The 25,945-nt window shown below is 54.7% G+C and carries 27 protein-coding genes; 12 read left to right on the forward strand and 15 right to left on the reverse strand.

Features of this window, described 5'->3' with window-relative positions; translation table 11 throughout:
- Positions 1-109: 109 nt before the first annotated feature.
- Positions 110-1,063: a tRNA dihydrouridine(16) synthase DusC gene (dusC, locus tag RTN40_RS15660; protein WP_312229273.1), complete on the reverse strand. Its 954-nt coding sequence runs from the start codon at positions 1,061-1,063 to the stop codon at positions 110-112.
- A gap of 208 nt (positions 1,064-1,271) precedes the next feature.
- Here dusC and RTN40_RS15665 point away from each other — a divergent pair, with 208 nt between their 5' ends.
- The 4 genes from RTN40_RS15665 to sanA all read left to right on the forward strand — a co-directional run bounded on the left by RTN40_RS15665 (position 1,272) and on the right by sanA (position 4,262).
- Complete coding sequence (locus RTN40_RS15665; protein WP_312229274.1) at positions 1,272-1,670, forward strand: CidA/LrgA family protein; 399 nt, start codon at positions 1,272-1,274, stop codon at positions 1,668-1,670.
- Complete coding sequence (locus tag RTN40_RS15670) at positions 1,667-2,362, forward strand: CidB/LrgB family autolysis modulator (protein ID WP_312229275.1); 696 nt, start codon at positions 1,667-1,669, stop codon at positions 2,360-2,362. Before RTN40_RS15665 ends, RTN40_RS15670 begins: the two co-directional genes overlap by 4 nt.
- A gap of 129 nt (positions 2,363-2,491) precedes the next feature.
- Complete coding sequence (cdd, locus tag RTN40_RS15675; RefSeq protein ID WP_312229276.1) at positions 2,492-3,379, forward strand: cytidine deaminase; 888 nt, start codon at positions 2,492-2,494, stop codon at positions 3,377-3,379.
- A 163-nt stretch (positions 3,380-3,542) separates the two neighbouring features.
- Positions 3,543-4,262 (forward strand): outer membrane permeability protein SanA, encoded by a 720-nt coding sequence (gene sanA, locus RTN40_RS15680; protein ID WP_312229277.1) that lies wholly within the window; start codon positions 3,543-3,545, stop codon positions 4,260-4,262.
- Between the two features lie 3 nt (positions 4,263-4,265).
- Here sanA and RTN40_RS15685 read toward each other — a convergent pair whose 3' ends face one another.
- Together RTN40_RS15685 and RTN40_RS15690 are read right to left on the reverse strand one after the other, a co-directional pair.
- Positions 4,266-5,492 carry an EAL domain-containing protein gene (locus tag RTN40_RS15685; RefSeq protein ID WP_312229278.1) on the reverse strand — a complete coding sequence of 409 codons (1,227 nt, stop codon included), beginning with the start codon at positions 5,490-5,492 and terminating at the stop codon, positions 4,266-4,268.
- 89 nt (positions 5,493-5,581) lie between these two features.
- The gene (locus RTN40_RS15690; RefSeq protein WP_312229279.1) at positions 5,582-5,914 is read right to left on the reverse strand and encodes an EmrE family multidrug efflux SMR transporter; all 333 of its coding nucleotides are present in this window, start codon (positions 5,912-5,914) and stop codon (positions 5,582-5,584) included.
- 113 nt (positions 5,915-6,027) lie between these two features.
- Between RTN40_RS15690 and RTN40_RS15695 the strand changes: the two genes are divergently transcribed.
- From RTN40_RS15695 to RTN40_RS15710, 4 genes are read left to right on the forward strand one after another with little or no spacing between them, the layout of a single operon-like run.
- The gene (locus tag RTN40_RS15695) at positions 6,028-6,225 is read left to right on the forward strand and encodes a hypothetical protein (RefSeq protein WP_312229384.1); all 198 of its coding nucleotides are present in this window, start codon (positions 6,028-6,030) and stop codon (positions 6,223-6,225) included.
- 1 nt (position 6,226) lies between these two features.
- On the forward strand, positions 6,227-6,994 hold the full coding sequence (locus RTN40_RS15700) for a hypothetical protein (RefSeq protein WP_312229280.1): 768 nt from the start codon (positions 6,227-6,229) through the stop codon (positions 6,992-6,994).
- Positions 6,995-7,012: 18 nt separating this feature from the next.
- Positions 7,013-7,525, forward strand: coding sequence for a hypothetical protein (locus RTN40_RS15705; RefSeq protein ID WP_312229281.1), 513 nt, complete (start codon positions 7,013-7,015; stop codon positions 7,523-7,525).
- A 9-nt stretch (positions 7,526-7,534) separates the two neighbouring features.
- The gene (locus RTN40_RS15710; RefSeq protein ID WP_312229282.1) at positions 7,535-7,981 is read left to right on the forward strand and encodes a YetF domain-containing protein; all 447 of its coding nucleotides are present in this window, start codon (positions 7,535-7,537) and stop codon (positions 7,979-7,981) included.
- A gap of 137 nt (positions 7,982-8,118) precedes the next feature.
- On the opposite strand, the gene RTN40_RS15720 is transcribed toward RTN40_RS15710, so the two are convergent.
- From RTN40_RS15720 to RTN40_RS15760, 9 genes are all read right to left on the reverse strand, one after another.
- The gene (locus tag RTN40_RS15720; protein ID WP_312229283.1) at positions 8,119-8,598 is read right to left on the reverse strand and encodes a ferritin-like domain-containing protein; all 480 of its coding nucleotides are present in this window, start codon (positions 8,596-8,598) and stop codon (positions 8,119-8,121) included.
- 144 nt (positions 8,599-8,742) lie between these two features.
- Positions 8,743-8,922, reverse strand: a complete 180-nt coding sequence (locus RTN40_RS15725; protein ID WP_042389732.1) for a general stress protein — start codon at positions 8,920-8,922, stop codon at positions 8,743-8,745.
- Between the two features lie 314 nt (positions 8,923-9,236).
- Positions 9,237-10,247 carry a galactose/methyl galactoside ABC transporter permease MglC gene (mglC, locus tag RTN40_RS15730; protein WP_312213307.1) on the reverse strand — a complete coding sequence of 337 codons (1,011 nt, stop codon included), beginning with the start codon at positions 10,245-10,247 and terminating at the stop codon, positions 9,237-9,239.
- 15 nt (positions 10,248-10,262) lie between these two features.
- Positions 10,263-11,783 carry a galactose/methyl galactoside ABC transporter ATP-binding protein MglA gene (mglA, locus tag RTN40_RS15735; RefSeq protein WP_312213309.1) on the reverse strand — a complete coding sequence of 507 codons (1,521 nt, stop codon included), beginning with the start codon at positions 11,781-11,783 and terminating at the stop codon, positions 10,263-10,265.
- A gap of 78 nt (positions 11,784-11,861) precedes the next feature.
- Entirely contained in the window at positions 11,862-12,860 is a 999-nt protein-coding gene (gene mglB, locus RTN40_RS15740; protein ID WP_312229284.1) for a galactose/glucose ABC transporter substrate-binding protein MglB, read from the reverse strand.
- A 282-nt stretch (positions 12,861-13,142) separates the two neighbouring features.
- Positions 13,143-14,183 (reverse strand): HTH-type transcriptional regulator GalS, encoded by a 1,041-nt coding sequence (gene galS / locus RTN40_RS15745; protein WP_312229386.1) that lies wholly within the window; start codon positions 14,181-14,183, stop codon positions 13,143-13,145.
- A gap of 140 nt (positions 14,184-14,323) precedes the next feature.
- Positions 14,324-15,481: a DUF418 domain-containing protein YeiB gene (gene yeiB / locus RTN40_RS15750; RefSeq protein ID WP_312229285.1), complete on the reverse strand. Its 1,158-nt coding sequence runs from the start codon at positions 15,479-15,481 to the stop codon at positions 14,324-14,326.
- 33 nt (positions 15,482-15,514) lie between these two features.
- Positions 15,515-16,177, reverse strand: coding sequence for a GTP cyclohydrolase I FolE (gene folE / locus RTN40_RS15755; protein WP_312229286.1), 663 nt, complete (start codon positions 16,175-16,177; stop codon positions 15,515-15,517).
- A 120-nt stretch (positions 16,178-16,297) separates the two neighbouring features.
- Positions 16,298-17,431, reverse strand: coding sequence for a YbfB/YjiJ family MFS transporter (locus RTN40_RS15760; protein WP_312229287.1), 1,134 nt, complete (start codon positions 17,429-17,431; stop codon positions 16,298-16,300).
- Between the two features lie 141 nt (positions 17,432-17,572).
- On the opposite strand from RTN40_RS15760, the gene fghA reads away from it, so the two are divergent.
- The 3 genes from fghA (at position 17,573) to RTN40_RS15775 (ending at position 20,018) form a co-directional block, all read left to right on the forward strand.
- Complete coding sequence (fghA, locus tag RTN40_RS15765; protein WP_312229288.1) at positions 17,573-18,412, forward strand: S-formylglutathione hydrolase; 840 nt, start codon at positions 17,573-17,575, stop codon at positions 18,410-18,412.
- A 426-nt stretch (positions 18,413-18,838) separates the two neighbouring features.
- A complete protein-coding gene (locus tag RTN40_RS15770) occupies positions 18,839-19,723 on the forward strand; it encodes a LysR family transcriptional regulator (RefSeq protein WP_312229290.1) in 885 nt (294 codons plus the stop codon).
- Complete coding sequence (locus RTN40_RS15775) at positions 19,707-20,018, forward strand: phage holin family protein (RefSeq protein WP_312229291.1); 312 nt, start codon at positions 19,707-19,709, stop codon at positions 20,016-20,018. The genes RTN40_RS15770 and RTN40_RS15775 overlap by 17 nt, the downstream gene beginning before the upstream one ends.
- Positions 20,019-20,066: 48 nt before the next feature.
- On the opposite strand, the gene cirA is transcribed toward RTN40_RS15775, so the two are convergent.
- From cirA to yieE, 3 genes are all read right to left on the reverse strand, one after another.
- A complete protein-coding gene (gene cirA / locus RTN40_RS15780; protein ID WP_312229292.1) occupies positions 20,067-22,049 on the reverse strand; it encodes a catecholate siderophore receptor CirA in 1,983 nt (660 codons plus the stop codon).
- 217 nt (positions 22,050-22,266) lie between these two features.
- A complete protein-coding gene (locus RTN40_RS15785) occupies positions 22,267-23,736 on the reverse strand; it encodes an amino acid permease (protein ID WP_312229293.1) in 1,470 nt (489 codons plus the stop codon).
- A gap of 129 nt (positions 23,737-23,865) precedes the next feature.
- Positions 23,866-24,732 carry a DNA-binding transcriptional regulator YeiE gene (yieE, locus tag RTN40_RS15790; RefSeq protein WP_312229294.1) on the reverse strand — a complete coding sequence of 289 codons (867 nt, stop codon included), beginning with the start codon at positions 24,730-24,732 and terminating at the stop codon, positions 23,866-23,868.
- Positions 24,733-24,856: 124 nt separating this feature from the next.
- On the opposite strand from yieE, the gene RTN40_RS15795 reads away from it, so the two are divergent.
- Positions 24,857-25,903 carry a YeiH family putative sulfate export transporter gene (locus RTN40_RS15795; protein ID WP_409418535.1) on the forward strand — a complete coding sequence of 349 codons (1,047 nt, stop codon included), beginning with the start codon at positions 24,857-24,859 and terminating at the stop codon, positions 25,901-25,903.
- Positions 25,904-25,945: the final 42 nt, after the last annotated feature.

A 25,945-nucleotide genomic window follows, 5' to 3' on the forward strand; every position in this document is an offset into this window, starting at 1 on the left:
AGAGTACACACACTTTTAGCTGGTTTTTTAGGTAAGCGTGGCAAAACACAGCCGGTCATAAAAAGACACAGCCGGAAAAATATTCACTATATCAATAGCATGAATGAATCTATTCTTGCAGCATATGATTAGCGGCAGCCTCAATGGCAATCGCAATCTCCGCTGAACGCTTCAGGGTACGGATCTGGCTGAACAGGCCGTCGGCCTCCGCATACTCCTTGCGTAGATAGCCCAGCCACTGCTTGATGCGCGCCACGTGGTACATCCCGGTATCGCCCTGCTTCTCCAGCTGGCTATAGTGCTGAAGCAGACCCACCACCTCCGGCCAGGGCATACGCGGCGCGTTATATTTGATCACCCGGCTGAGGTTAGGTACGTTCAGCGCACCGCGGCCAATCATCACCGCGTCGCAGCCGGTGGCCGCCAGACAATCCTGCGCGCTCTGCCAGTCCCAAATCTCGCCGTTAGCAATCACCGGGATAGCCAACCGCTTGCGGATCTCGCCGATCGCCTGCCAGTTGATGCGCTCTGCCTTATAGCCATCCTCTTTGGTGCGGCCATGGACCACCAGTTCAGTGGCCCCCGCCTGCTGTACCGCGTCGGCAATCTCAAACTGCCGCGCGCCGCTGTCCCAGCCAAGGCGTATTTTAACGGTCACCGGCAGCGAGGCGGGCACGGCTTCGCGCATCGCCTTTGCGCCGCGGTAGATAAGCTCAGGATCTTTGAGTAGCGTCGCGCCACCGCCGCTGCCGTTCACCAGCTTCGACGGACAGCCGCAGTTGAGATCGACCCCGTACGAGCCTAGCTCTACGGCGCGGGCGGCGTTCTCCGCCAGCCATTGTGGGTACTGGCCCAGCAGCTGGATCCGCACCGGGGTGCCGTTGAGCGTGCGGCTCTGACGGTGCAGCTCCGGACAGATTTTATAGAACGATTTTACCGGCAGCAGCTGATCGACCACGCGTAGAAACTCGGTGATGCAGAGATCGTAATCATTTACCCCGGTCAGCAGCTCGCGCACCAGCGAATCGAGCACGCCTTCCATTGGTGCCAGTAATACACGCATAACGTTACCCGTCAGAAAAGAGGCGCGTATGGTAGCGCCTCTGGGGCACAGGTGAAAGGGGCTTTATCGCGCGGTTTACGCCTAATCTTGTATGAATGACTGACGTTCCATTAGGGAATATTTGGTATGCTCACAATTCATGATGTGATCGATAGCACAGTTATCGAATCAATTGTATGATGAATGCGTTTCATCAGAGGCTTGAACCATGTCTAAATCGTTGATCGTTATCTGGCAGTATCTTCGCGCCTTTGCGCTAATTTATGCCTGCCTGTATGCCGGGATCGCTATCTCTTCTCTGCTGCCCATTACCATCCCCGGCAGCATTATCGGCATGTTGATCATGTTCTTCCTGTTGGCGCTGCAAATCCTGCCGGCAAAATGGGTTAATCCCGGCTGCTACGTGCTGATCCGCTATATGGCGCTGCTGTTTGTGCCCATCGGTGTTGGCGTCATGCAGTACTACGACGTGCTGCGGGCGCAGTTTGGTCCGGTAGTAGTCTCCTGCGCGATCAGTACTCTCGTTGTCTTCCTGGTGGTGAGCTGGAGTTCGCACCTGGTCCACGGCGAGCGCAAGGTGACGAGTGAGAAAGGAGCAAAACCGTGATAGAGAATATCTGGTGGTCGCTACCGCTGACTCTGGCGGTCTTCTTTGCGGCCCGCAAGCTGGCAGCACGCTTCAGGATGCCCCTGCTCAACCCGCTGCTGGTGGCGATGGTGGTGCTGATCCCCTTCCTGCTACTGACCGGCATCCCCTACTCGCGCTATTTCGCGGGCAGCAAAATTCTTAACGATCTGCTCCAGCCCGCCGTGGTGGCGCTGGCCTACCCGCTCTACGAGCAGCTGCATCAAATCCGCGCCCGCTGGAAATCGATCATCACCATCTGCTTTGTCGGCAGCGTGGTGGCGATGGTCACCGGCACCACTATCGCTCTGCTGATGGGCGCCTCGCCGGAGATCGCCGCCTCGATACTGCCAAAATCGGTCACTACACCGATCGCCATGGCGGTAGGTGGCAGCATCGGCGGTATTCCGGCCATTAGCGCGGTCTGCGTCATCTTTGTCGGCATCCTCGGGGCAGTGTTTGGCCATACCCTGCTTAATCTGATGCGCATTCGTACCAAAGCGGCGCGCGGCCTGGCGATGGGTACGGCGTCTCACGCTCTGGGCACGGCGCGCTGCGCGGAGCTGGACTATCAGGAAGGCGCGTTCAGCTCGCTGGCGCTGGTGATCTGCGGGATTATTACCTCGCTGATTGCCCCCCTGCTCTTCCCGCTGATCCTCGCACTGGTGGGCTAAAATTTGCGATGCGTCGCGCATTTTTAATTTGAATTTCATAAGTTGCATATACAGTGTGATTTGAATCACATATAAAGCGCCTCGTGCTCTTTACACTAGGCTCCCATTACACTGCTATGAGGCAACGCCATGCATTCACGTTTTCACTCGGCTTTCGCTACCCTTGCGGAGGATCTGCAATCCGCTTTAGCACCTATTCTTGCGGATGACCATTTTCCCGCCATGCTGAGCGCGGCGCAGGTGCAGGCGCTGACAAGCGCCACGGGACTGGATGAAGACGCGCTGGCCTTTGCGCTCCTGCCGCTGGCCGCCGCCTGCGCCCGGGCCGATCTCTCGCATTTTAACGTCGGCGCTATCGCCCGCGGCGTGAGCGGCACATGGTACTTCGGCGGCAATATGGAGTTTATCGGCTCTACCATGCAGCAGACCGTTCACGCCGAACAGAGCGCCATCAGCCACGCCTGGCTGCGGGGCGAAACATCCCTGGTCGCCATCACCGTTAACTATACGCCCTGCGGCCACTGTCGCCAGTTTATGAACGAGCTGAACAGCGGCCTCAACCTGCGAATTGCCCTGCCGGGCCGGGCACCGCATACTCTGGCGGACTACCTGCCCGATGCTTTTGGTCCTAAAGATCTCGACATTAATACCCTGCTGATGGATAACGAGAACCACGGCTTCCCGGTAGAGGGCGAAGAGCTGGTCAAGGCGGCCATCACCGCTGCTAACCAGAGTCATGCGCCTTACAGCAACGCCCCCTCCGGCGTCGCCATCGAGCTGAGCAACGGGCAGATTTTCGCCGGTCGCTATGCGGAAAATGCCGCATTCAACCCGTCCCTGCCACCGCTGCAGGGGGCGCTCAATCTGCTGAGCCTGAACGGCTACGACTATCCGGATATGCGTCGCGCCGTGCTGGCTGAACGCCCGGATGCGCCTCTGACCCAGTGGGACGCCACCTCCGCCACCTTGCGAGCGCTGGGCTGCCGCTATGTTGAGCGTGTAGCGCTTTCAGCCTGATATGCGGCAGGCGATGCGCCTGTCGTAAATCCGCTAACGCTTAACCCGTAACACAATGAAAAGGTTGTGATGAAAATCGCCGCAGTTGAATCGCTGATTCTTGCGCTTCCTCTGCGGGTAAAGTAGCCTGAATGAAATTTCATCCCTGTACCGAGCTATCTGCATGTTAAAGCGTTTGTTATACAGCCTGTTAGTCATTGTCGGCTTGCTGCTGTTAACTGCGCTTGGTCTCGACCGCTGGATCAGCTGGAAAACCTCCCCGTGGATCTACGACGATTTGCAAGACCTGCCCTATCGTCAGGTCGGAGTGGTGCTGGGTACCGCCAAGTACTACCGCACCGGGGTGATCAATCAGTATTACCGCTACCGCATTCAGGGGGCGCTGAACGCCTATAACAGCGGCAAGGTGAACTACCTGCTGCTGAGCGGCGATAACGCCCTGCAGAGCTATAACGAGCCGGTAACCATGCGTAAGGATCTGATTGCCGCCGGGGTTGACCCGCAGGATATCGTGCTCGATTACGCCGGTTTCCGCACTCTGGACTCCATCGTAAGAACGCGTAAGGTGTTCGACGCCAACGACTTTATTATCATCACCCAACGCTTCCACTGCGAGCGTGCGCTGTTTATCGCCCTGCACCGGGGCATTCAGGCCCAGTGCTATGCCGTGCCCTCGCCGAAAGATATGCTGACCGTGCGGGTGCGGGAGTTTGGCGCACGTCTTGGCGCACTGGCCGATCTCTATATCTTTAAACGCGAGCCGCGCTTCCTCGGCCCGCTGCTGCCCATCTCGTCCCTGCAGGACGTGCCGGACGATGCCCAGGGCTACCCGGCAGTGACGCCGGAGCAGCTGCTGGATATTCAGCCGAAAGCGAAAAAATAGTGCTCAGAAGGCGATATTATCCGCCCAGGCGGTGGCGCGCTTCATGGTCTCTATTACCGCTTCCGGAGCCAGACCGAGATTTTTTGCCACCGCGTTCACCTCCTCCCACAGCTGCTGTTCATAGAGGCGGGCCAGGTGCAGGAACGGATAGAGCACCCCCTTGTCCTCGGTTAAGGCCTGCATAACCCGCTCCGACAGGGCGATCTGCTTAACCAGATCCCCCAGCGCGATGCCGAGAATAGCGTCCAGCAGCGAGAATAGCCCGCAGAAAAAAGCGTCATGGGAGAGCGGCTCCCGCCCCGCCGCTTTAGCAAGCAGCTCGCAGAACATGCCCCGTACCAGGCTCATATGATACAGCTCAGTGGTCTTAACGTTGGCGATGCTGGTCAGGCAGGAGATTGAGACAAAGCGGCGCAGCTCGTTAAAGCCCAGATAGAGCAGCGTGTCCTTAAGAGTGCTATTTTTCACCATCTCAATGCCACGGGTGTTATAGACCACATTGCGGGTGTAGCGCATCAAGGTGTAGGAGAGGCTAATATCGCTCTTCAGATAGTTTTCGATTTTCGCCAGGTCGGGATTCTGCGCGTTAACCTCGGCAATAAGCTGGATCTGTAACACCTTATTTTGCGATAGCCGCCTGTTTTGCAGCACCTCTGGCTTGCTGTAGAAGTAGCCCTGAAAGAGATCGAAGCCGAAGGTCTTGTATCTATCGAACTCTTCTTGAGTTTCGACCTTTTCAGCAAGCAGCGTAACCTTGCCCAGTCGATCGCGATTCTGCGTCACATAGCTCGCTATCTCATCAAAGCTTTGCGCCTGGATATCGAATTTGATAATGCTGATATAGGGGAAAAAGCGCTCCCACTCGCTTTTTAGCGCAAAATCATCAAGCGCTATCTGGAAGCCGCCCGCATAGAGGCGGCGCACGGCGGCCAGTAGATCGTCGTCCGGCGTTGCCGTCTCCAGGATCTCAATGACTACCTTGTCGTGGGGCAACGCATCGGCAAAGCCCTGTACAACCATCTCACCGGGAAAGTTGATATAGCAGGCATGTTTGCCCACCAGCGACGGCAGCGGCGTTGAAAAGAAGAGATCGGAGATAATTTGCTTCGTCGCATATTCAGACGAGACGTCCGGAAACCGATTGGTCAGCCCGTCACGAAACAGCAGCTCCCAGCCAACGGTCGCCATGTTTTTGTCGAAAATAGGTTGTCGCGCAACGAATGAGTACATACTCCTCTCCATGGCATATGTCAGCAGAAAATTTAACTATAGCTAAACCCCTCGTGAGATCGAGCATTCAGGCCGCACTAGCTCACACTTTAGTGCGCAACACTTTTGGAAAAGAGGTTAATCACCAGTACGCCAGCACAGATCAGCGCCATTCCGCCAATAGCGGGCAGATCCAGCTTCTGACCGCTGAAAATCCACCCTGCGGCACTAATCAACACGATCCCTACTCCCGACCAGATGGCATAGGCAATGCCGGTAGGGATGTACTGTAGGGTCTGGGAGAGAAACCAGAACGCCACCCCATAGCAGCCCAGCGTTGCCGCCGTCGGCCAAAGTTTGGTGAATCCTTCTGAATAGCGCATCAGCGTCGTACCGATCACCTCTGCAATAATCGCGATCCCCAGATGAACATAAGCGTGCATAACCCCTCCTCTTTTGATTCAATTTGTAAAATATGCCACTTGCCGTTACATATCGCTACTTCTTAACCTCCCCCGTAGGGCATCTATACTGTAACTGACACAGGAGGTTATTAATTGTGAGAATACTAAGCTATCTATTCACCAGTCCGGAAAAGCTGCTCCAGGTGACCGATCACCGCAACGTTCAGGAATCGATCGACGACGGCGAGCGAATCATCATCGATGAAGACGGCAGAGCGCGAGTTAACGTCCGCAGCGAAGCCGTAAAAGAGGATTTTACCCGCCATGTTGAAGCATTAAAGAGGGCTTAAGATGGCGACAGCGATATTCATGGTATTGATGGTTTCCGGCTACTGGTATACCAGCCGCGATCTCTCGACCCGCTTCAAACTACGGCGCTCTTTTGGTTGGGACGTCTACTTCCTGGTGGCTCTCTACGGCTGTATCTTCATGCTACAGGGGATTATTGCCACCGCCCTGCTGTGGCTGCTGCTGCTGTTCACGTCTATGGGCATGGATGCGCTACCGCAATGGTTTGGCTCTGAAGAGCACCGGCTACAGGTGACCTTCATGAACTGGAGCTTCCTCGGCATCCAGGCTCCGGTGGTGATCATGCTGGCATTTGCCACGCTCTTTTGCCTTTACCGCTCCAACTGGGCGGGTAGCGCCCGTCTCGACAGCAACAGTCGTCGTCAGCTGTATAAGTTTCTGACGCGCGGCAACGGCGTCGAGGGCCTGCTCTACCAGTGTATGGAGACGGGCCAGCTGGCGTGGATCACGTTGAAGTCGCAGCGGGTCTATATCGGTATGATCCATGGCGCAACGCTTGACGATACCGAAGTCAGAAATATTGAGCTGATCCCGATGCTGAGCGGCCACCGGGACCGTCACTCCCACCAGCTCAATATTGAGAACAACTATAGCGCCTGGTATGCCAAGCATAATATTAACCTCGACACCGAGCCGCAGTCGGCGCTCGATTTTCGCAAGGTCATCCTGCTGGATGAGGTTGAGAGCCTGTCGCTGTTCGATCCGGCGCAGGTGCTGGCGATGGGCATTAAAGAAGAGCCGCAGGCATAACGTTAACAGGGTGGCATAATGCGTAAAACGTCTCCCCCGGATCAGAATCCTCCGCCGGTGCGTGAGAAGCATGTCTGGTTAAGTTTCGAAGCCAACGTACGGCGGATTGGCTTTTTCCTGTTGCTGTTCATCGTGCTGGCCGCCCTAAGCGGTCTTTTTTCCCGCGGCCATTTTAGCCACGTTGAGCGCAGCAACGCTGACAATACGTTGACCCTGAGCTACGAGCGCTTTAACCGCCAGCAGAGCGATGTTGATATGGAGATTTCAACTACGGCGGCCAGCGGCGATACCCTTACCATCACCCTGGGCGGCGATTTTATGCAGACGTTTAAGATCGACACGCTTCAGCCGCAGCCGGATAAAACCTGGAGCCAGGGCGACAGCCTGGTGCTGGAGTACGAGCGCAGCAGTCTGTCGTCCAGCGGAAAAGTGTGGCTGGGGCTGCTCCCACAGCAGCCCGGCGTCAGCACAAGCACCGTCACCGTCAACAACGGCCCGCCTCTCTCTTTCTGGCAATTTACCTACCCTTAGGAGCGCAATATGGAAATGGTTCTCAGAGCGTTGGCCATCTATCTGGTGTTAATGGTGGTGTTTAAGATTGCCGGACGGCGGGCGCTAATGCAGATGACCTCTTTCGATCTGATCTTACTGCTCATTATCAGCGAGGCGACGCAGCAGGCGCTGCTGGGCAATGATTTCTCCGTTACCGGCGCCGCACTGACTATTATTACGCTGGTGGTAGTGGATATGCTGTTTGGCTATCTGAAGCGGTATCTGCCTGGCGTTGAGGCGACCATCGACGGCACGCCGGTGATCCTTGTAGAAAACGGTCGACTGCTTGAGAACAAGATGAAGCAGGCAGATATCTCCTACGACGATATAATGGCTTTTGCCCGCAATGGTCAGGGGATCGATAAGCTGGCGGATATCAAGTACGCCATTCTGGAGCAGAACGGCCATATCTCTATCATTCCGGCCACAAAATAAAAACCGGCCAGCATGGCTGACCGGTATTCTCTGAGCCTGAGCTATTTCTTCTCAGGCTTTTTGTCACCCGATTCAGGGGACTCAGAGGGATCGTCTTTTTCAACGTTCAGAATGTAATCGATACGCATAACGTCTCCTTATTTTTTGCCTTCGGCGATGCCGGTCAGCTTCACGTCGGTCTCTTTCTCTTCGTTCAGCGTCTCTTCCAGCAGCTTAGCTGCTTCAGTGTAGCCCAGCTTCTGTGCCAGGGTACGCAGAGTACCGTAAGAGGCGATCTCGTAGTGCTCTACCTTCTGCGCCGCGCCAATCAGCCCCTCGTCACGCAGTTCGCCTGCGGTAACAGAGTCAATGATCTCCTGGGCCTCTTCCACCAGCCCCTCAAGAGCATGGCATTTCATACGGCGAATGCGCAGACCTTCAGTCACTTCGACAATCTGGTCAATTCGTTCAATCTGCCCGCGGGTCTCTTCCAGGTGCGTTTCAAAAGCAGCAACCAGTTTTTCTGACGTTGCCGCACGGGCCATTTTCGGCAGTGCTCGGGCAATCTGTTTTTCTGCGCTGTATATATCTGAAAGCTCGTGAATAAATAGATCTTCAAGTGTTTTAACCGCTGGCATAATAAATTCCTCGTTATTTCGCCGAAATAGATCCTTAAAGGATTGTGGCAATCCTGTAAATTTCATTACAGGATTGCCACCGACAGTCAATGCATATTTATTTAATTGGTCTGGCGTTAATTAAATAAAATATGTTTGCACGGGTCAGGAGGAACGACCACCGCTGTGACTGTTTTGACCGCCTTTCTTACCTGCTTCAGATGCGCGCTGCGGGTCGTTTTTAAAGTTCCCACCGCTCTGCTGCCCGCCTTTACGGCCTGCTTCAGATGCACGCTGTTTATCTTCTGCAAAGTTTCCTGAACCGCCACGATGTTGTTGGGCCATAATATACTCCTTCCACATACAGTTTTGGTTAAAAATAGAGGGAAGTTATTCCCCCGTCAGGCATGTTTAACTGTAGCCATAATTCCCCCGGCTTCAAGTCAAAAATCCATGGAAATATCGTCAGCGAAGCATACCAGGAGCATTCTGAGAGGAATAATTTTTCCTTATAATGATAAATCAAGCAGATAGGAGAATATATATATCAGCGAAGCGGCAAATATATTCTTACGGCTAAATATTGCAAAATATGTCTGTGCGTAATAAAAAAGCCCGCCGGTATGGCGGGCCTTGATAAGCAGACAAAAAAGATAAGGTTATTTTTTACGCGCGTACTTCAGCGAGTCCAGCGCCACCGCGAAGATAATGATGCCGCCTTTAATGATGTACTGCCAGTACGGGTTAACGCCGATATAGGTCAGACCGTAGTTGATAACGGTAAAGATGATCACCCCGGTCACTACCCCGAGCACCGTACCGACACCCCCGCTGAAGGAGACCCCGCCCACCACGCAGGCGGCAATCGCATCCAGCTCGTACATAAAGCCAAGGTTATTGGTCGCCGAGCCGATACGGCCCGCTTCCAGCATCCCGCCGAAGGCATAGAAGACGCCGGACAGGGCATAGATCATCAGCAGGTTCAGCGCCACGTTAACGCCGGAGACCTTAGCCGCTTCCGGGTTGCCACCGATAGCGAAGATATTTTTACCGAAGCGCGTCTTGTTCCAGAGGATCCAGACAAAGGCCACGGCGATCAGCGCGTAGAAGGTGATGTAGGAGAGACGGAAGCTGCCCAGCGCGACAAACCCTTGCGTAAAGGTCGAGAAACCGCTGTCGAAGCCCGAGATCGGCGATGCGCCCACGAAGTCATAGTAGAGGGAGTTGATACCGTAGACGATGATCATCGTACCTAACGTGGTGATAAACGGCGTCACGTTCAGATAGGCGATAATAATCCCGTTCACCAGACCAATGATCGCGCCAATCACGCAGACGATAGCGATCACCGCGATAATCGGCATGGTCGCCATCTCAGGGAACACCTTGTTGGCGTTTTCCATCGACTGAAGCAGCGTTGCCGCGACAACCGCCGCGAGGCCAACCTGGCGTCCGGCGGAGAGGTCGGTCCCCTGGGTAACGATCAGGCCCGCTACGCCCAGCGCAATGATAATACGTACCGAGGACTGGGTCAGAATGTTACTGAGGTTCAGCAGGCTCAGGAACGTCGGATCCTGGAAGATAATAATGGCCAGCAACACCAAAAGAACGACGTAGAGACCGCCCTCTTTCAGGTAAGTGAGAAAACTCTTTTTATTTAGCGCACTCATGAGAAGCCCCTGATCTTAAAGGTGCAAAGACGCAAGACGTAAAATTTCGTTTTGCGTTGTCGTTTTAGTGTCAACAATTCCGGCAACGAGGCCATTGCTCATAACCAAAATACGGTCGGTAATACCTAACAGCTCCGGCATTTCAGAGGAGATGATAATGATCCCCTTATCCTTCTTCGCCAGTTCAGCTATCAGCTGATAGATCTCAAACTTTGCCCCAACGTCGATACCGCGCGTAGGCTCATCCAGCATCAGGATCTCCGGCTGGGTCAGCAGCCAGCGGCCAATGATGACCTTCTGCTGGTTACCACCAGAGAGCGATCCAATCTGCGTACGGTGGCCTGGGGTTTTCACGCGCATCGAGTCGATCACCCACTGGGTGTCACTCTTCATGCGGCTGTTATCCAGCAGACCAACTTTGTTTTTATAGTTCTGGATGTTGGAGATTAATGAGTTAAAACCGATATCCAGATAGGCATAAATCCCCGTCGAGCGCCGCTCTTCGGTAACCAGCGCAAAGCCGTTGTTAATCGCTTCGTGGGCGGTATGGTTATTGATGGTTTTTCCGTGCAGGGTAATGGTGCCGCCCGATTTCTCACGGATGCCAAACAGGGTCTCCACGATATCGGTACGCTTGGCCCCTACCAGCCCGGCAATGCCAAGAATTTCACCCTTGTGCAGGTCAAATGAGATGTCGCGAATGGAGGGCTGACGCAGGGAGGTCAGGTTGCGCACCTCCATAATCACTTCCCCCGGCTTGTTCTGCTTATCGGGGAAGCGCTGGTTCAGCGAGCGCCCTACCATCATGGCGATGATTTTGTCCATATCCAGCCCTTCCAGCGGCTGGGTGGCAATCCACTGGCCGTCACGCAGGATGGTGATCTCGTCGCAAAGCTGGAAGATCTCTTCCATCTTGTGTGAGATATAGACGATACCGCAGCCGCGCTCTTTCAGCTTGCGGATAATTTTAAACAGATGGTTGACCTCTTTTTCGGTCAGCGACGAGGTTGGTTCATCCATAATGACAATTTTGGCATCATAGGAGAACGCCTTCGCAATTTCGATCATCTGCATTTGCGAAACGGAGAGGGTTCCCACGCGAGCGCGCGGATCGATATCGATATCCAGCTCGTCGAAAATGGCCTTTGTGTCGCGATACATTTTATCCTGATCGACAAACACGCCTTTGGTGGGGTAACGACCCAGCCACATGTTGTCCATCACCGACCGCTGCAGCACCAGGTTAAGCTCCTGATGCACCATAGATATCCCGTTTTCCAACGCCTCTTTGGTCGAATGAAAATCGATCTCTTTGCCCTGGAATAGAATGCTGCCGGAATCTTTTTGATAGATCCCAAAAAGGCATTTTAATAACGTTGATTTCCCTGCGCCGTTTTCACCCATCAGGGCATGAATAGAGTGTGGACGCACTTTTAAATTAACGTTATCGAGTGCCTTAACGCCGGGAAATGACTTGTTGATGCCGCTCATTTCCAACAAGAATTCACCTGACGACTGAGTAGTATCGCTGACCATAATTATACCTTGTTGGCCTCGCACATCGCGTTATAAAAGGGCGCATCAAGATGCGCCCAGTGAAAGCAGAACAATTAATTATTTATTGCTGAACTCAGAGAGGTTCTCTTTATCCACGCCTACGTAAGGGATACGGACGATTTTCTCTTCCAGCTTCCAGTTGGTGCCGTCAGCTGCGCCTTTGCCGTCAGCGAGGTTTTTCGCCAGATCGAAGGTCGCTTTCGCCTGGTTGTTAGCGTCGTTCAGCACGGTACCGGCCAGCGCACCAGATTTCACCAGCGCCAGCGCTTCAGGCAGGGCGTCAACGCCGAATACCGGAATAGCGGATTTGTTGTGTGCCTTCAGGGCTTCTACCGCACCCATCGCCATGGCGTCGTTGTTCGCGATAACCACTTCAATTTTGTTGGCGTTCGGGCCAGAGAGCCATGCATCCATCTTATCTTTCGCCATCGCGGTATCCCACATGGCGGTATCCAGCTGCAGCTGCTGAGTTTTCACACCCTTGTCGTTCAGCTCTTTGATAACGTAGGTAGTACGCGCTTCAGCATCCGGGTGGCCCGGCTCGCCTTTCAGCAGTACGAACTGGATCTGACCATCTTTGTTCAGATCCCAGGTCGGGTTCGCCGCCCAGTGTTTAGCAATCAGGTCGCCCTGAATAATGCCGGACTCTTTCGAGTCGGTACCAACATAGTAAGCTTTGTCATAGCTATCCAGCGCCTTGCGGGATGGCTCTTTGTTGAAGAAGACGATCGGCACGTTCTGGCCGCGCGCTTTCTCGATAACCGTACCTGCGGCTGCCGGGTCAACCAGGTTAATCGCCAGCGCTTTAACGCCCTTCGCCAGCAGAACGTCGATCTGGTCATTCTGTTTTGACTGGTCGTTCTGCGAGTCGTTCATCAGCAGCTGAACGTCCGGCGTCTCTTTAGCATCTTTCTCAATTGCTTTACGCACAACCGACATAAAGTTGTCGTCATATTTATAAATGGTCACGCCAATACGGGTATCTGCCGCATGTGCTGCCGCGCCAAAAAGCATGCTTGCCATTACGGCAGACAGAGTTAAAACCTTCTTATTCATGGTATCTCCGGTTTATGCAGGGTAGTTCTTGTGAATAAAGATCGGCGGGCAGCAGAATAGTGAAACGTTACTGTCGCCGAAGGTCACTCTAAAAATTGGGTCTTCCGTGTACGGTAACGCTCCAGAAAAGCTTTATTGATTGTCCATTGCGAAGCATCCTGCCTGACCGAACGGCCTGTATTACATGATGTTTCAGGCTCTGGAACGCTGACATCATAGTCAGCGCATTGTTAAGATACTGTGAATTTACTCACAGATTGAAAACGGTTACATGCAGCTATGTTATAAGTTAGTGATCGGAGCCACAGTTTGCCGCAGCGCTACCGAATGGCGGCGCACCAGGGTCGGCATAAAGCAGTGGGTAGCGGCCAAATCCTGCGTCCCCGCCGCTCCCTGTAACGCCAGTTCGGTAGCCAGCCGGGCCATGGATGCAATGGGATAACGCACCGTAGTCAGCTGCGGATCGGTATAGCGGGCAATGGGAATATCGTCGAAGCCTATAAGGGAGAGATGCTGCGGTACGGCGATGCCGTTATCCTTCAGCGCCGTCAGCGCTCCGGCGGCCATGCTGTCGTTATAGGCGAAGACAGCGGTGAGGTGCAGATTCCGGCCAAGCAGTTCAACCATCGCCGCCTCACCGCCCTGCATATCCGGCGCGCCTACCCCTACCCAGCCATCCGGTGCATTAATGCCCTGCTCGGCCAGCGCCTGCCGCCAGCCCTGCTGACGCAGATCGTTATCTTCGATACGGTGGCTGGAGCCGAGATAGCCCACACGCTGGTGCCCCTGAGCAAGCAGCATCCGGGTGGCCATCACCGCCCCGCTGACGTTATCCAGCGCAACGCAGCGGTGGGCATAGCCGGGAACCACGCGGTTGATCAGCACCATACCGGGGATCTGCTCCATAAAACCGGCCAGCTCTTCATCGCTTAAGGCTTTAGAGTGAACAATCAGGGCGTTACAGCGCTGGCGGATGAGGATCTCGATAGCGTGACGCTCTTTTTCCGCTTCATGATAGCTATTGCCAATCAGGAGGTACTTCTGATGCTGCTGGGCCACGGTGTCTACTGCCTTGACCAGTGCGCCAAAGAAGGCATCGGAAACGTCCATCACCACTACGCCAATAGTATCGCTGACCTGGGTCGCCAGCGCCTGGGCGTTGGCGTTGGGCCGGTAGCCCAGCTGCGCCACGGCTTTCATTACCGCTTCACGGGTGTCAGGACTGACCATCGCGCTATTGTTAAGCACGCGGGAGACCGTAGCGACAGAAACGCCCGCACGACGGGCCACGTCACGAATGGTAATCATGCCCGGCCTCCTGATTGAGATTGCAGCAGCTCACAGTTTCCCCCTGGGTTTAGCAAGAGCGCTATTCTGGCAGGGGGAGCGGAGCCGCTACGTGAGGAAGGTCACAGCACTGAAAACGGTTACATCCGTTTTGTTAATGATTGTGATCCAGATCGTTATCTGGATGTATGAGAGAGTGAAACACCAGCCGCACGGGCGGTTAGCTTGCGCCACAGCCACTCCACCGGCCCCTGGCGGAAAGTACGCAGCCAGAGCACGGAGAAGAGAATATTCACCGCCCAAATAGGTGGAATAAACGCCAGCAGCTGTAAGCGGTTAAAGTGCATAAACAGGCCGAAGCGATAGAAGATCGTGGTGCAGATCAGGGTCTGGAGTAGATAGTTGCTCAGGGCCATCCGCCCTACGCAGGCCACCGCCACCACGATACGCCAGCGACAAATCTGCGGCCAGAAGCCATAGGCCAGCGCCGCATAGCCGATGGTTTGCAGCGGTGCCCCCAGCTCGCGCGGAGCCTGCAACAAAAAGGCGCACCAGCGGTACGACCAGCCCAGCTGCCACTGGGCAACAATGGCCGGCAGGTTGATCGCCACGCCGGCAAGGATCAACAGCAACCCGGTTTTACGGTAGTGCCGTAGGCTAAACTGCCCTTTCAACCAGCCGCTGCGCATCAGCGCCGCACCCATCAGCATCATGCCCGCCAGCTGCCAGCCGTACTGCGCCCCCAGCGCAATCAGACTGTTAGAGAGCATATCCGCCCGGTTGCTGATGGCTTCATAACCACCGTTGGTCTTCCACCAGTACTCATACTGAAGATTTGCCGTATCGGGTATCCATGAGCGGCTGGTCTGATTGCCGGAGATAAAGCCCAGCAGCAGCAGCACGCCAATGCCAACCAGATAGAGCATGATACCGGTGTTAAACAGGCTCTTTATTCCCGGCGCGTCGCGCACCAGCCGCCAGCTGATTAACCCAATCAGCCCGTAGGCCAGCAGAATATCGCCGTCCCAGAACAGCAGGCCGTGAATAAAGCCCAGCAGCACCAGTAGAGTAAGCCGCGCCTGGATCCAGCGTTTGCCTTTGGCGAGCAGCAGCTGTAGCCCCGCGCCAAACAGCAGCGCAAACAGGGTGAGGAATTTAACCTGAGCAAAGAGATCGAGCACTGCCCAGGTCCAGGCATCGCGCAGGGTGATGTCGCCATACCAGGCCGGGTTAAGATAGGCCGCCTTTGGCAGGCCAAAGGCGTTGATATTAAGCAGCAGAATACCGAGGATGGCGACGCCGCGAATGAAATCCAGCGTAACGTTTCGTTCCATGGCGTCGCCTCTGCGCGTCAATGACGGGATCGGTTATGGGTGACGCACGGCGCGCAGAAACTCCTGGCGCGTATTCTGGCTGGATTTAAACAGCCCACCCAGCGAGGTGGTAGTGGTTGCACTGGTAGCATCACGAATGCCGCGCGCTTTCACGCAGTAGTGTACCGCATCAATAGAGACGGCCACATTGTTTGTGCCGAGCAGCGTTTGCAGCGCGGTGAGGATCTGCTGCGTCAGGCGCTCCTGCACCTGCGGACGCTGGGCAAAGAACTGCACAATACGGTTGATCTTCGAGAGACCAATCACTGCATCTTTCGGGATATAGGCTACGGTCGCCTTGCCGTCGATGGTGACGAAGTGGTGCTCACAGGTGCTGGTCAGCGTGATGTCGCGCACGGTAACCATCTCATCCACCTGCATTTTATTCTCAATGACGGTGATCTTCGGGAAATTAGCGTAGTCGAGGCCGGAAAAGATCTCGTCAACGTACATTTTGGCGATACGATGCGGCGTTTCCATCAAACTGTCATCGCTCAGATCGAGATTTAACAGTTGCATGATCTCGGTCATGTGTCCGGCAATAAGACGTTTGCGAGTTTCGTTGTCCAGATCGACTGGCGGACGCAGTGGGGTTTCCAGCCCGCGCGCGACCAGCGCCTCATGGACAAGGGCGGCTTCTTTACTGAGTGATGGCATTCGTTATTCTCCTGCAGGTGGCGCTCTCCTTTGCCGCTAAGGGGGCAAAGTGCGCGATCATTGTGCGTGAGGACGCGGGCAGAATCTAGTATTGCGTCATGATAATTATTGAAATTGCTATTACCTTTCATCATGACGTCGCCAGACCAGCGCCCCGGCAATAAAAAGTGCTGCGCCTGCCAGACCCAGCGCAGGCTCCAGGCGATGGGTTAGCCAGGTCGAGAGCGCCGACGTCATCGGTCCCACCAGCTGGCCAACGGCATAGCCCGTGGTAAGCAGTCCGGCCATATAGCGGGCATGTCCCGCCGCCAGCTCACGGCCATAGAGCAGCGACAGCTGCACGGCACAGAGAAAGCCGCCCCCTACCAGCAGCGCGCCGCAGACCAGCCCCGCCATGCCCGGCAGCAGCCAGGCGGCAATCACCCCGACTCCCTGTAACCAGAGCACCACGGCGAGACGCTGATGGCTCTCACCTTTATGACGCAGCGCCACGCTGATGGCGATACCCACTACGGCGGCCAGGCCAAACACCGGCCAGACGAACTGGGCAAACAGGCTCCCGGGAAAGCGCAGCGCTGCCATCTGCGACAGAAAGGTGGCGGGCAGGATATAGCCGAATCCGGCCAGGCTGTAGCTCCATGCCAGCCGTTTAATATTTCCCGTTAGGCGCAGCGGCTGAGGCTGCTCGCCGCTGCGGTGCAGCGCGCCCGGTCGGGGGAGATCGCGCGCAATCAGCATAATGAGCACCAGCGCCAGCACGCCATACACCAGCCAGCCCGCCGCTGCCGACAGCCCCTGCGCCTGGATCGCCACCGCCAGCAGACCGCTGAGGGCAATACCCGCGCCGGGACCGGCAAACACCGCTGCGTTAAGACCTGGCCTACCCGTATGCGCCAGCCGGTCGCCGACCCACGCGGCGGTCAGCACCATCGCCCAGCCGCTCATCACGCCGATGACAAGCCGCAGCGCGCCGTGCAGCAGTGGATTCACTGCCAGCGCCGAGAGAAAGGTCAGCAGCACCGCCCCCACGATGCCAACGTAGAGCCTCTGCTCAACGCGATGGCGAGCGCGCATAGCATCCCACGCCCCGATAAGGTAGCCAAGATAGTTCATCGCCGCGACCAGTCCCGCGCTGGTCAGGCTCAGCTGACCGTCGCGGATCATCAGCGGCACCTGAGGAGTGAAAGCAAAGCGTCCAATCCCCATCGCTACAATCAGCATCACAAACCCGGCCAGCGCAATGCGTACCGCCATAACCGCCTCAAATGTTAATAAAAAGTTGCGTTTATGATGCTTGATATTGCTTTTATGCGGAAGTGAAAGTTTCTCCCGGCTTACGAATTATCTGTATGATTAATCAAACAGACGAAAGTATGACGATCCGAGGAGACAGGCATGGAAATGCTCGAACAACATCGTTGCTATGAAGGCTGGCAACAGCGCTGGCAGCACCACTCCGCCGTACTGAACTGTACGATGACCTTCAGCGTTTTTGTTCCGCCGTCGGCGAACGATGCGCCGCTGCCGGTGCTCTACTGGCTGTCCGGCCTGACCTGTAACGATGAGAACTTCACTACCAAGGCCGGGGCGCAGCGCGTGGCCGCCGAGCTGGGGATCGTACTGGTGATGCCGGATACCAGCCCGCGCGGTGATGATGTGGCCGATGACGCCGGTTACGATCTGGGTAAAGGTGCAGGCTTCTACCTTAATGCGACTCAGCAGCCCTGGGCGGCCCACTACCGGATGTATGACTACCTGTGCGACGAGCTGCCGGCGCTGGTGAAAGAACACTTTAACGTCAGCGATCGCTGCGCCATCAGCGGCCACTCTATGGGTGGCCACGGTGCGCTGATCGTGGCGCTTAAAAATCCAGGCAGATTTACCAGCGTTTCAGCCTTTGCGCCTATCGTTAACCCGGCGCAGGTTCCGTGGGGCGAGAAGGCCTTTAGCGCCTACCTGGGTGATAACCGCAACGACTGGCAGGCATGGGACAGTTGCGCACTGATGCAGGCCAGCCAGCCGGGAGACGCTATCCCAACCCTTATCGATCAGGGCGACGGCGACGCGTTTCTGGCCGAGCAGCTTCAGCCTGCCCGCCTTGCCGAAGCGGCACGCCAGACCGACTGGCCGCTGACGCTACGCGTGCAGCCGGGCTATGACCACAGCTACTTTTTTATCGCCAGCTTTATTGAAGACCACCTGCGTTTTCATGCCCAATATTTGCACGCCAGCTAAGTACCATACTAATACCACTACCCCGCTTAGCGTGGGGTAGTTAAATAACGTTAAACTGGTCAGCTAACTCCGCTAAATATTTTTCTGGCTGGCGACAAAATATATCCGTGATCTAGCCAGCAGTATCTAAAACGACATTCCAGAAATAAACCACCCGTTTACTTCTCCCTAAACTTGACCCTCACTCTTCCGCCTCAAGCGCAACGCGCGATGGCGACCAATTATTGATAAATCAAATGAATAGTTGAAATTGATTGATTAAATACATGAATCGTAACGATCTTTATTTTTTGAAGTTAAAAAAATGTAGCGCGATACAATGGCCGCACCTTTCTCAGGCATATGCCCATAGAAAATGCACATCTTCATCATGTTGTTCAGTGTTAACTTACCTGTGATGCAGTATTCACACTGTCGGAGGGAGTAATGAACCTTTTTATCTCTAATAAGCTTAAATACTTTATAGCGGTAATGGAGGAAGGCAGCGTAAGTAAGGCCTGCCAGCGGATGCATATATCGAGAACGCCGATGAGTAAGGCGATTTCCGATATTGAGCAGTCGCTGGGGGTTCCCCTGTTTATCAGAACCAAGGAGGGAATGACGCCCAGTAAATTCGGCACAATCCTATATAATAAAATTGTGCCCTACTATAACGATCTGGTTAAAATTGAGCACTGCATGTATACCGACGACGGGCTGCCTGTCACCCGCATCATGTGCAGCCGAAATATTCCCAGATCAATTATAAGCCACCTAAGCGTTGCGCTGTCTAATAGTAACATTAACAATGAATTTACTCTGGCAGATGAGATAAAGCAGGACGATCTCTCTTCAGAGCTTCACTTCTATGATATTGTTATTGCAGATAAAAATTTTACTAGCCAGTACGCCAGAGCCGAGCCAGTATCCTTTGATATCTATATTAACTCGACGCATGCCGCCTGTGAAAAGATGATCCGTGGAGGGGAGGTTGACATTTATCATGACTTTGACTCCGACAGTAGCGTAACCGATCTCTTCACGCGTGATAAAATAAAATTCAGAAATATCAAAAAAATTTCTGACAGCGATCTGATTGATATGATGTATAGGGTCAATAATCATCATGCAGTAATCATCTCAACAGATCCATTATTGAGCCTGCTCAACGTAGACGGGGCTACCGTATTAAAGCGCAGCGTCATTAACAAAACGTTATGGTTCTACTCGCAGTGGAAAGCTAAAAACAATAAAGAGACAGCACAGGTGATGTCCAGGGTATTTGCTGATTTAAAGAAATCAGGCCATACCAGCAATGAGCTATCTCGTTAATTTAATTATTTTTTTAACTAATCACCCATTGGCCACTTTTTGCGGTCTGAGCGCTTTTATCGTCTCCTGCTGGTCAGGGTACGTTGAAAAAGCTTCTCCGGGGAATATTTTTATAAGCAGTCTGGTCTGCGTCGTTAGCGCGCTGGCTTTTTTAGACGTATTACTTCATGGCAGCCATTATCACCTGTTTTTTCCTTTAGTCGGAATTATTACCGGCTTTGTTGGGCCTTATAAAATTAGAGGCCTGATTGTTGGCATAATAAAGTACTATATCTCCTCCGATAATAAGAAATAAGTCGTAGTTTTTTAGGGGGGCTGGCACCCCCCTTTTTTTTATTTACTGCTAAAAACGGTAATCAACAGCCATAAAATAGCGTCGGCCATCTTCGTTATAGCTGTAGTCGTCGCGGCTCAGATCTTTATCCGTAAGGTTAAGCACCCCGGCACGCAGCTTAACGTTTTTCGTCGCCTGCCATGCGCCACCCGCATTCCAAATTACGTAGCCGCCCGGCGTTTTACCCGTGTTGCTTACGTCACGCTTCTCTCCGGTATAGTTACCGGAGACGTAGAACGACCAGTCCTGCAACGCCTGCCAGTCCAGGGTACCGTTTGCAGTATGGAACGGCAGCTCCTGCAGCGGTTTATCACCGCCGTCGCTAAGATCGCGGCCATAGTTATAGGTGTAGTTCAGGGTCAGCTTCCACGCCTCGTCAAACGGCACCTTCAGCTCGGTCTCTATGCCGCGAATACGGGCCTTATTGACGTTGAAATAACGGAACGTCGGTACCCGGCTGCCGTTGGCGTTGGTGTAGAAGCCAACAAAGTTTGAGTAAGACGGCGCAGCGGCGGCATCAGCGGTACGGTTGATGCTGATCATGTCGTCTATGTCGTTCTGGAAGGTGGTAATGCTTCCTTCCACGCCCTCCAGCCAGCCCTCTTCCCCACTGTAGTAGAGTCCCAGCTCAAAGCTTTCGCTGGTCTCCGGCTTCAGATCCGGACTACCTACAATCCGGCAACTGCCGCGACAGGAGTTTGTGGCCCAGTCCGGGCTGAGCTGTAACAGGGAGGGCGCTTTAAACGCTGTTGCCCAGCCGCCCTTAACGGTTACGGTATCGGTGGCGTTATAGACGAGGTAGGCGCGCGGGCTGTAGTGATCCCCGTAGGTTTCGTGATCGTCCATACGAATGCCGGTCGTCAGCGCCAGCGGCTCGAAAATACGCCACTCGTCTTCAATGAAAAGCGCGTACTGGCTGGCGGAGGTACTGCTGCTGCTGCCACCGGTGAGGTTAACCGGATCCTCGAGCTTATCGTGACGCCACTCGCCGCCAACGGTCACGAACTGGTTAATCATCTCCAGCGGCAGAACATATTTACCATCCACGGTATTATTTTCTGAGGTAATGCCTTTACTGCCCGGATTTTTGTTGTCTACCTTTTCGCCGTAAAATTTCAGCTCGCTGTTGCCTGTATCCCAACGGCCGTTATGGCTAAGAGAGTAGTTTTCGCGCTCCAGACGGTTGCGATCGAGGGAGTCGGAGTCGCGATCCTGGCGATCAAAGCCATATCCGGCGGTGAAGTCGTGGTTCTCGGACGGCGTCCAGGCAAACTCTACGTTCGCGTCGCGGCTGGTGAAGCCTTCGATGCGCGGTGTCTCACCGGTTGCAGTGGTGTCTGATGGCTCCTGCTTATCCTTCTCGCGCTTCGCCACGCTGCCGAAGGCCTTCACGCCGAGTACGCCATCCACCAGCGGACCGCTGGTATAGAACTGGCCGTTCCAGGTATCGCCGCGATCGCGCTTCTCCTGGAGGGTGGTATCCGCAGAGAGGGTGCCGGTCCACTGCTGGCCGACCTTTTTGGTAATTATGTTGACGACGCCGCCCAGGGCGTCAGAACCATAGAGCGAAGACATCGGGCCGCGTACCACTTCAATACGCTCAATGGCATCCACTGGGATCCAGTTCAGGTCAAAGTCATTATGGCGGAAGACCGCGTTACGGGAGTTAACACGCTTGCCGTCGATCAGGATCAGCGTATAGCTGCTGCTTAGGCCGCGAATACTGACGCCTTTACGGTTGTCGCCCTCGTTGGTGAGCTGTACGCCCGGTACGTCCTGAAGCACATCCTTCAGATTATTGACCGGCCGACGCTGCAGATCCTGCTGCGTCACAACGCTAATACTGGCCGGGGCATCCTTCAGATTTTGCTCCGTGGCGGCGGCAGTGACGACCAGAGTGTCGGACTCGCTATCAACTGCGAAAGCTGGCAGCGCCAGCGCCATTGCGGACGCACAAAGCCCTCCCCGCACGATGGGATTCAACCTAAACATTCCATTTCTCCATGAGATAACCACAACAAATCTAAGAAGTTTTGCTCACAAGGTTTTATCTTCTCCCCGCTACGTTGGCGAGTCGGCCGTAACGATAAAGCAAATAATAATGATTATCAATTTAATTGTTAAAAGTTATGTCAAGGTGAGGATTTATGGAGAAATTGTGGGCAAAAAAAAGCCCTCTCAAAATGAAAGGGCTTGATAGTGAAAGGATTTATTTGTTAAATCTTTTCGGGAACTCCATGTCCTTGTAGCTGACAAATTTCGTTCCGCGAGTCAGCTTGTAGCCGAACCAGATGATCAGGAACAGCGGGATACCAATATAGGTCGCTGCGACTCCGCCCCAGTCAATAGTATCCTCAAGGAATGCCTGATAGTTCTGGCCCAGAGTAATAATCAGGCAGAGCACAAAGGCAAAGATCGGTCCCAGCGGGAAGAAACCGGAACGGTACGGCAGATCGCTCAGGTTATGACCCTGCATAACGTAACCACGGCGGAAACGGTAGTGGCTGATAGCAATCCCCAGCCAGGCGATAAACCCGGTCATGCCCGAGGTGTTGAGTAGCCACAGGTAAACCGTCTGGTTGCCAAACATCGAGGTCAGGAAACAGAGCGCGGCAATTACCGTGGTGGCATACAGGGCGTTACGCGGTACGCCGCCCTTAGAGAGACGGGCGAAGATACGCGGCGCTTTACCGTCGCAGGCCAGGGTGTAGAGCATACGCGTGGAAGCGTACATACCCGAGTTACCCGCAGAGAGAACCGCCGTCAGGATCACCGCATTCATTATCGCCGCCGCCGAGAGCAGGCCCGCGTGTTCAAATACCAGGGTGAACGGACTGACGCTGATGTCTTTCACATCGTTACGCAGCAGGCTCGGATCGGTATAGGGAATGATCAGGCTGATAATCAGGATAGCGAATACATAGAACAGCAGGATACGCCAGAACACCTGGCGCACCGCGCGCGGGATGTTCTTCTCGGGATCTTCCGACTCACCTGCCGCAATACCAATCAGCTCGGTTCCCTGGAAGGAGAAGCCAACAATCATCGCCACGCCGATCATGGCCGCAAAGCCACCGGCAAACGGCGCGTCGCCAATGCCCCAGTTGCTCCAGCCAGCCGGTTTCGCGCCCTGGAAGATGCCAAGGATCATCATCACGCCGACGATGATAAAGATAATGACGGTGGCGACCTTAATTAACGAGAACCAGTATTCCGCCTCGCCAAAGCCTTTTACCGAGATCCAGTTCAGCAGTACGATGGCGGCCAGGAACAGCGCGCTCCAGATCCAGCCCGGCGTATCCGGGAACCACCAGTTCATCACCAGCTGGGCAGCTACCAGGTCAACGGCGATAGTCACCGCCCAGTTGTACCAGTAGTTCCAGCCCAGCGCGAAGCCAAAGCCCTCTTCCACATATTTCTGCCCATAGGTGGCGAACGAACCGGATACCGGCATATAGGCCGCCAGCTCACCGAGACTGGTCATCAGGAAGTAAACCATAAGGCCAATCAATACATAAGAGAGCAGCGCGCCGCCGGGACCCGCCTGGGAGATGGTTGCGCCGCTGGCAACAAAGAGACCTGTACCAATTGATCCGCCAATAGCGATCATTGTCAGGTGTCGCGCCTTGAGTTCACGGCGAAGCGTGGGCGCTTGTGTGGTTTTAGTTTCGGAAACCATATGAAAATGCTATCCATCAAAAAAATGAGGCGGGATTGTAGCAGACGTCACCACATCCTTCTGGCTCAAATATGCGGTTATAAGAGACCTTCATGATCGGTAATGAATTATAAGTAAAGCATCAAATCTTTAGATCTCACAGTAGCGCAGGAAGCGCTTCAGGGCGCTGGAGAGATGCTTCTGGCGATGATGAATACGCCAAAGGGTACGCACCAGACGCGGCAGCGGAATGGCGATTTCCTTGAGCGTGCCGGCCTCCAGCTGCTCGGCAATCACCCGGCGCGACAGGCAGCTTATCCCCAGCCCGTGGCGCACCGCATGTTTGATGGCTTCCGAGTTGCCCAGCTCCATGCCCAGATGAAACTGCGGCAGATGGGAGAGCAGCAGGTAATCAACCAGCTCCCGAGTACCGGACCCGCGCTCGCGCAGGATCCAGGGGGCGCTGGCGAGGCGCTCCAGCGTTACCTCCCCCCGCAACAGCGGTGAAGCCGGAGAGGCGAACACCACCAGCTCATCCTCCAGCCACGGCTCCGATATAATCTCGGCGGTATGGCACGGTCCCTCAATAAGGCCGATATCGACGCGAAAATCCGCTACGGCGTTGATCACGTCCTGGCTGTTGCCCACGCTCATCTCTAGCGGCAGTGCCGGAAAGTCGCGGCGGTAGCGGGCAATAATCTCAGGCAGAATGTAGTTGCCAACGGTGCTGCTGGCATAGACGCGGATCGCGCCGTTATCTTCCCGGAACAGCTGCTCAATCTCCGTAGCTTGCTCCAGCAGCGCCAGCGCCTTTGGATAGAGCAGACGCCCATGTTCGTTGACCACCAGCCGTTTACCAACCCGGTCGAAAAGCTGTACGCCCAGCTGCCCTTCCAGATCGGTCAGGGCCGCGCTGACCGCCGACTGGGAGAGAGCCAGCATCTGGGAAGCCTGGGTTGTCGAGCCGCTTTTCAGCACTTCAGCAAAGACGGCCAGCTGGCGCAGGGTGATATGCATGGTCACGATCCTGTAGGGCAAGCACCATCGCTTACCACTTATATAGATTAATTATAAATATATAATCAATTTTATTTTTAAACCAGCCCGACGTAACCTTTTTATCCTGACTGAGGAGAAGGTTATGGCTGAACTGGTATTAAAACATCATCATAGTGCGAGACATCTTATTCCAGGCCTGGCCCTCAGCGCAGCCGTCGCTGGCGTAGCGCTGTGGAGTGGCAATATTCCCGCCGTATCCGGAGCCGGCTTTAGCGCCCTCTCGCTGGCCATTTTAATTGGCATGGTGCTGGGTAACACCCTTTATCCGCAGATCGGACGTCCCTGTGAGAGCGGCATCCTGTTTGCTAAACAGCATCTGCTGCGGCTGGGTATTATATTGTATGGCTTTCGCCTGACGTTCACCCAGATTGCTGACGTCGGCGTCAGCGGCATCGTTATTGATGTGCTGACCCTTTCCAGCACCTTTTTCCTGGCCTGTTTTTTAGGTCAGAGAGTATTTGGCCTCGACAAACAGACCAGCTGGCTGATCGGGGCTGGCAGCAGCATCTGCGGCGCAGCGGCGGTGCTGGCCACCGAGCCGGTGCTGAAAGCCGAATCCAGCAAGGTCACGGTGGCCATCGCCACGGTGATGATTTTCGGCACGCTGGCGATTTTCATCTATCCCGCCCTTTATCCTCTGCTTGCGCACTGGTTTACGCCAGAGAGTTACGGCATCTATATAGGATCGACCATGCACGAGGTGGCGCAGGTGGTTGCCGCAGGTCACGCCGTTAGCCCGGAAACGGAGAGCGCAGCGGTGATCGCTAAAATGCTGCGGGTGATGATGCTGGCTCCGTTCCTGATCCTGCTGGCTGCCCGCGTAAAGCAGCTGGCCCCCGCTGACGCGGGTCAACGCAGCAAAATCACTATTCCGTGGTTTGCGATCCTGTTTATTGTGGTGGCGGTGTTTAACTCCTTCGGGCTGCTGCCGAAAGCCGCTGTCGATATGCTGGTCACGCTGGATACCCTGCTGCTGGCCATGGCGATGGCGGCGCTGGGCGTTACGACGCACATTAGCGCGATCCGCAAAGCGGGGGCGCTGCCGCTGCTGATGGCGCTGCTCCTGTTTGTCTGGCTGATTGTCGGCGGCGGTGCCATTAACCTGGCGGTTCATCAGCTGATGGCATAAATCAATACATTCTGCTGCCGCGAACCCGCTATCATACGCCTT

It is taken from the genome of Pseudescherichia sp. (genome assembly GCF_031987975.1).
Taxonomy (GTDB): Bacteria; Pseudomonadota; Gammaproteobacteria; order Enterobacterales; family Enterobacteriaceae; genus Pseudescherichia.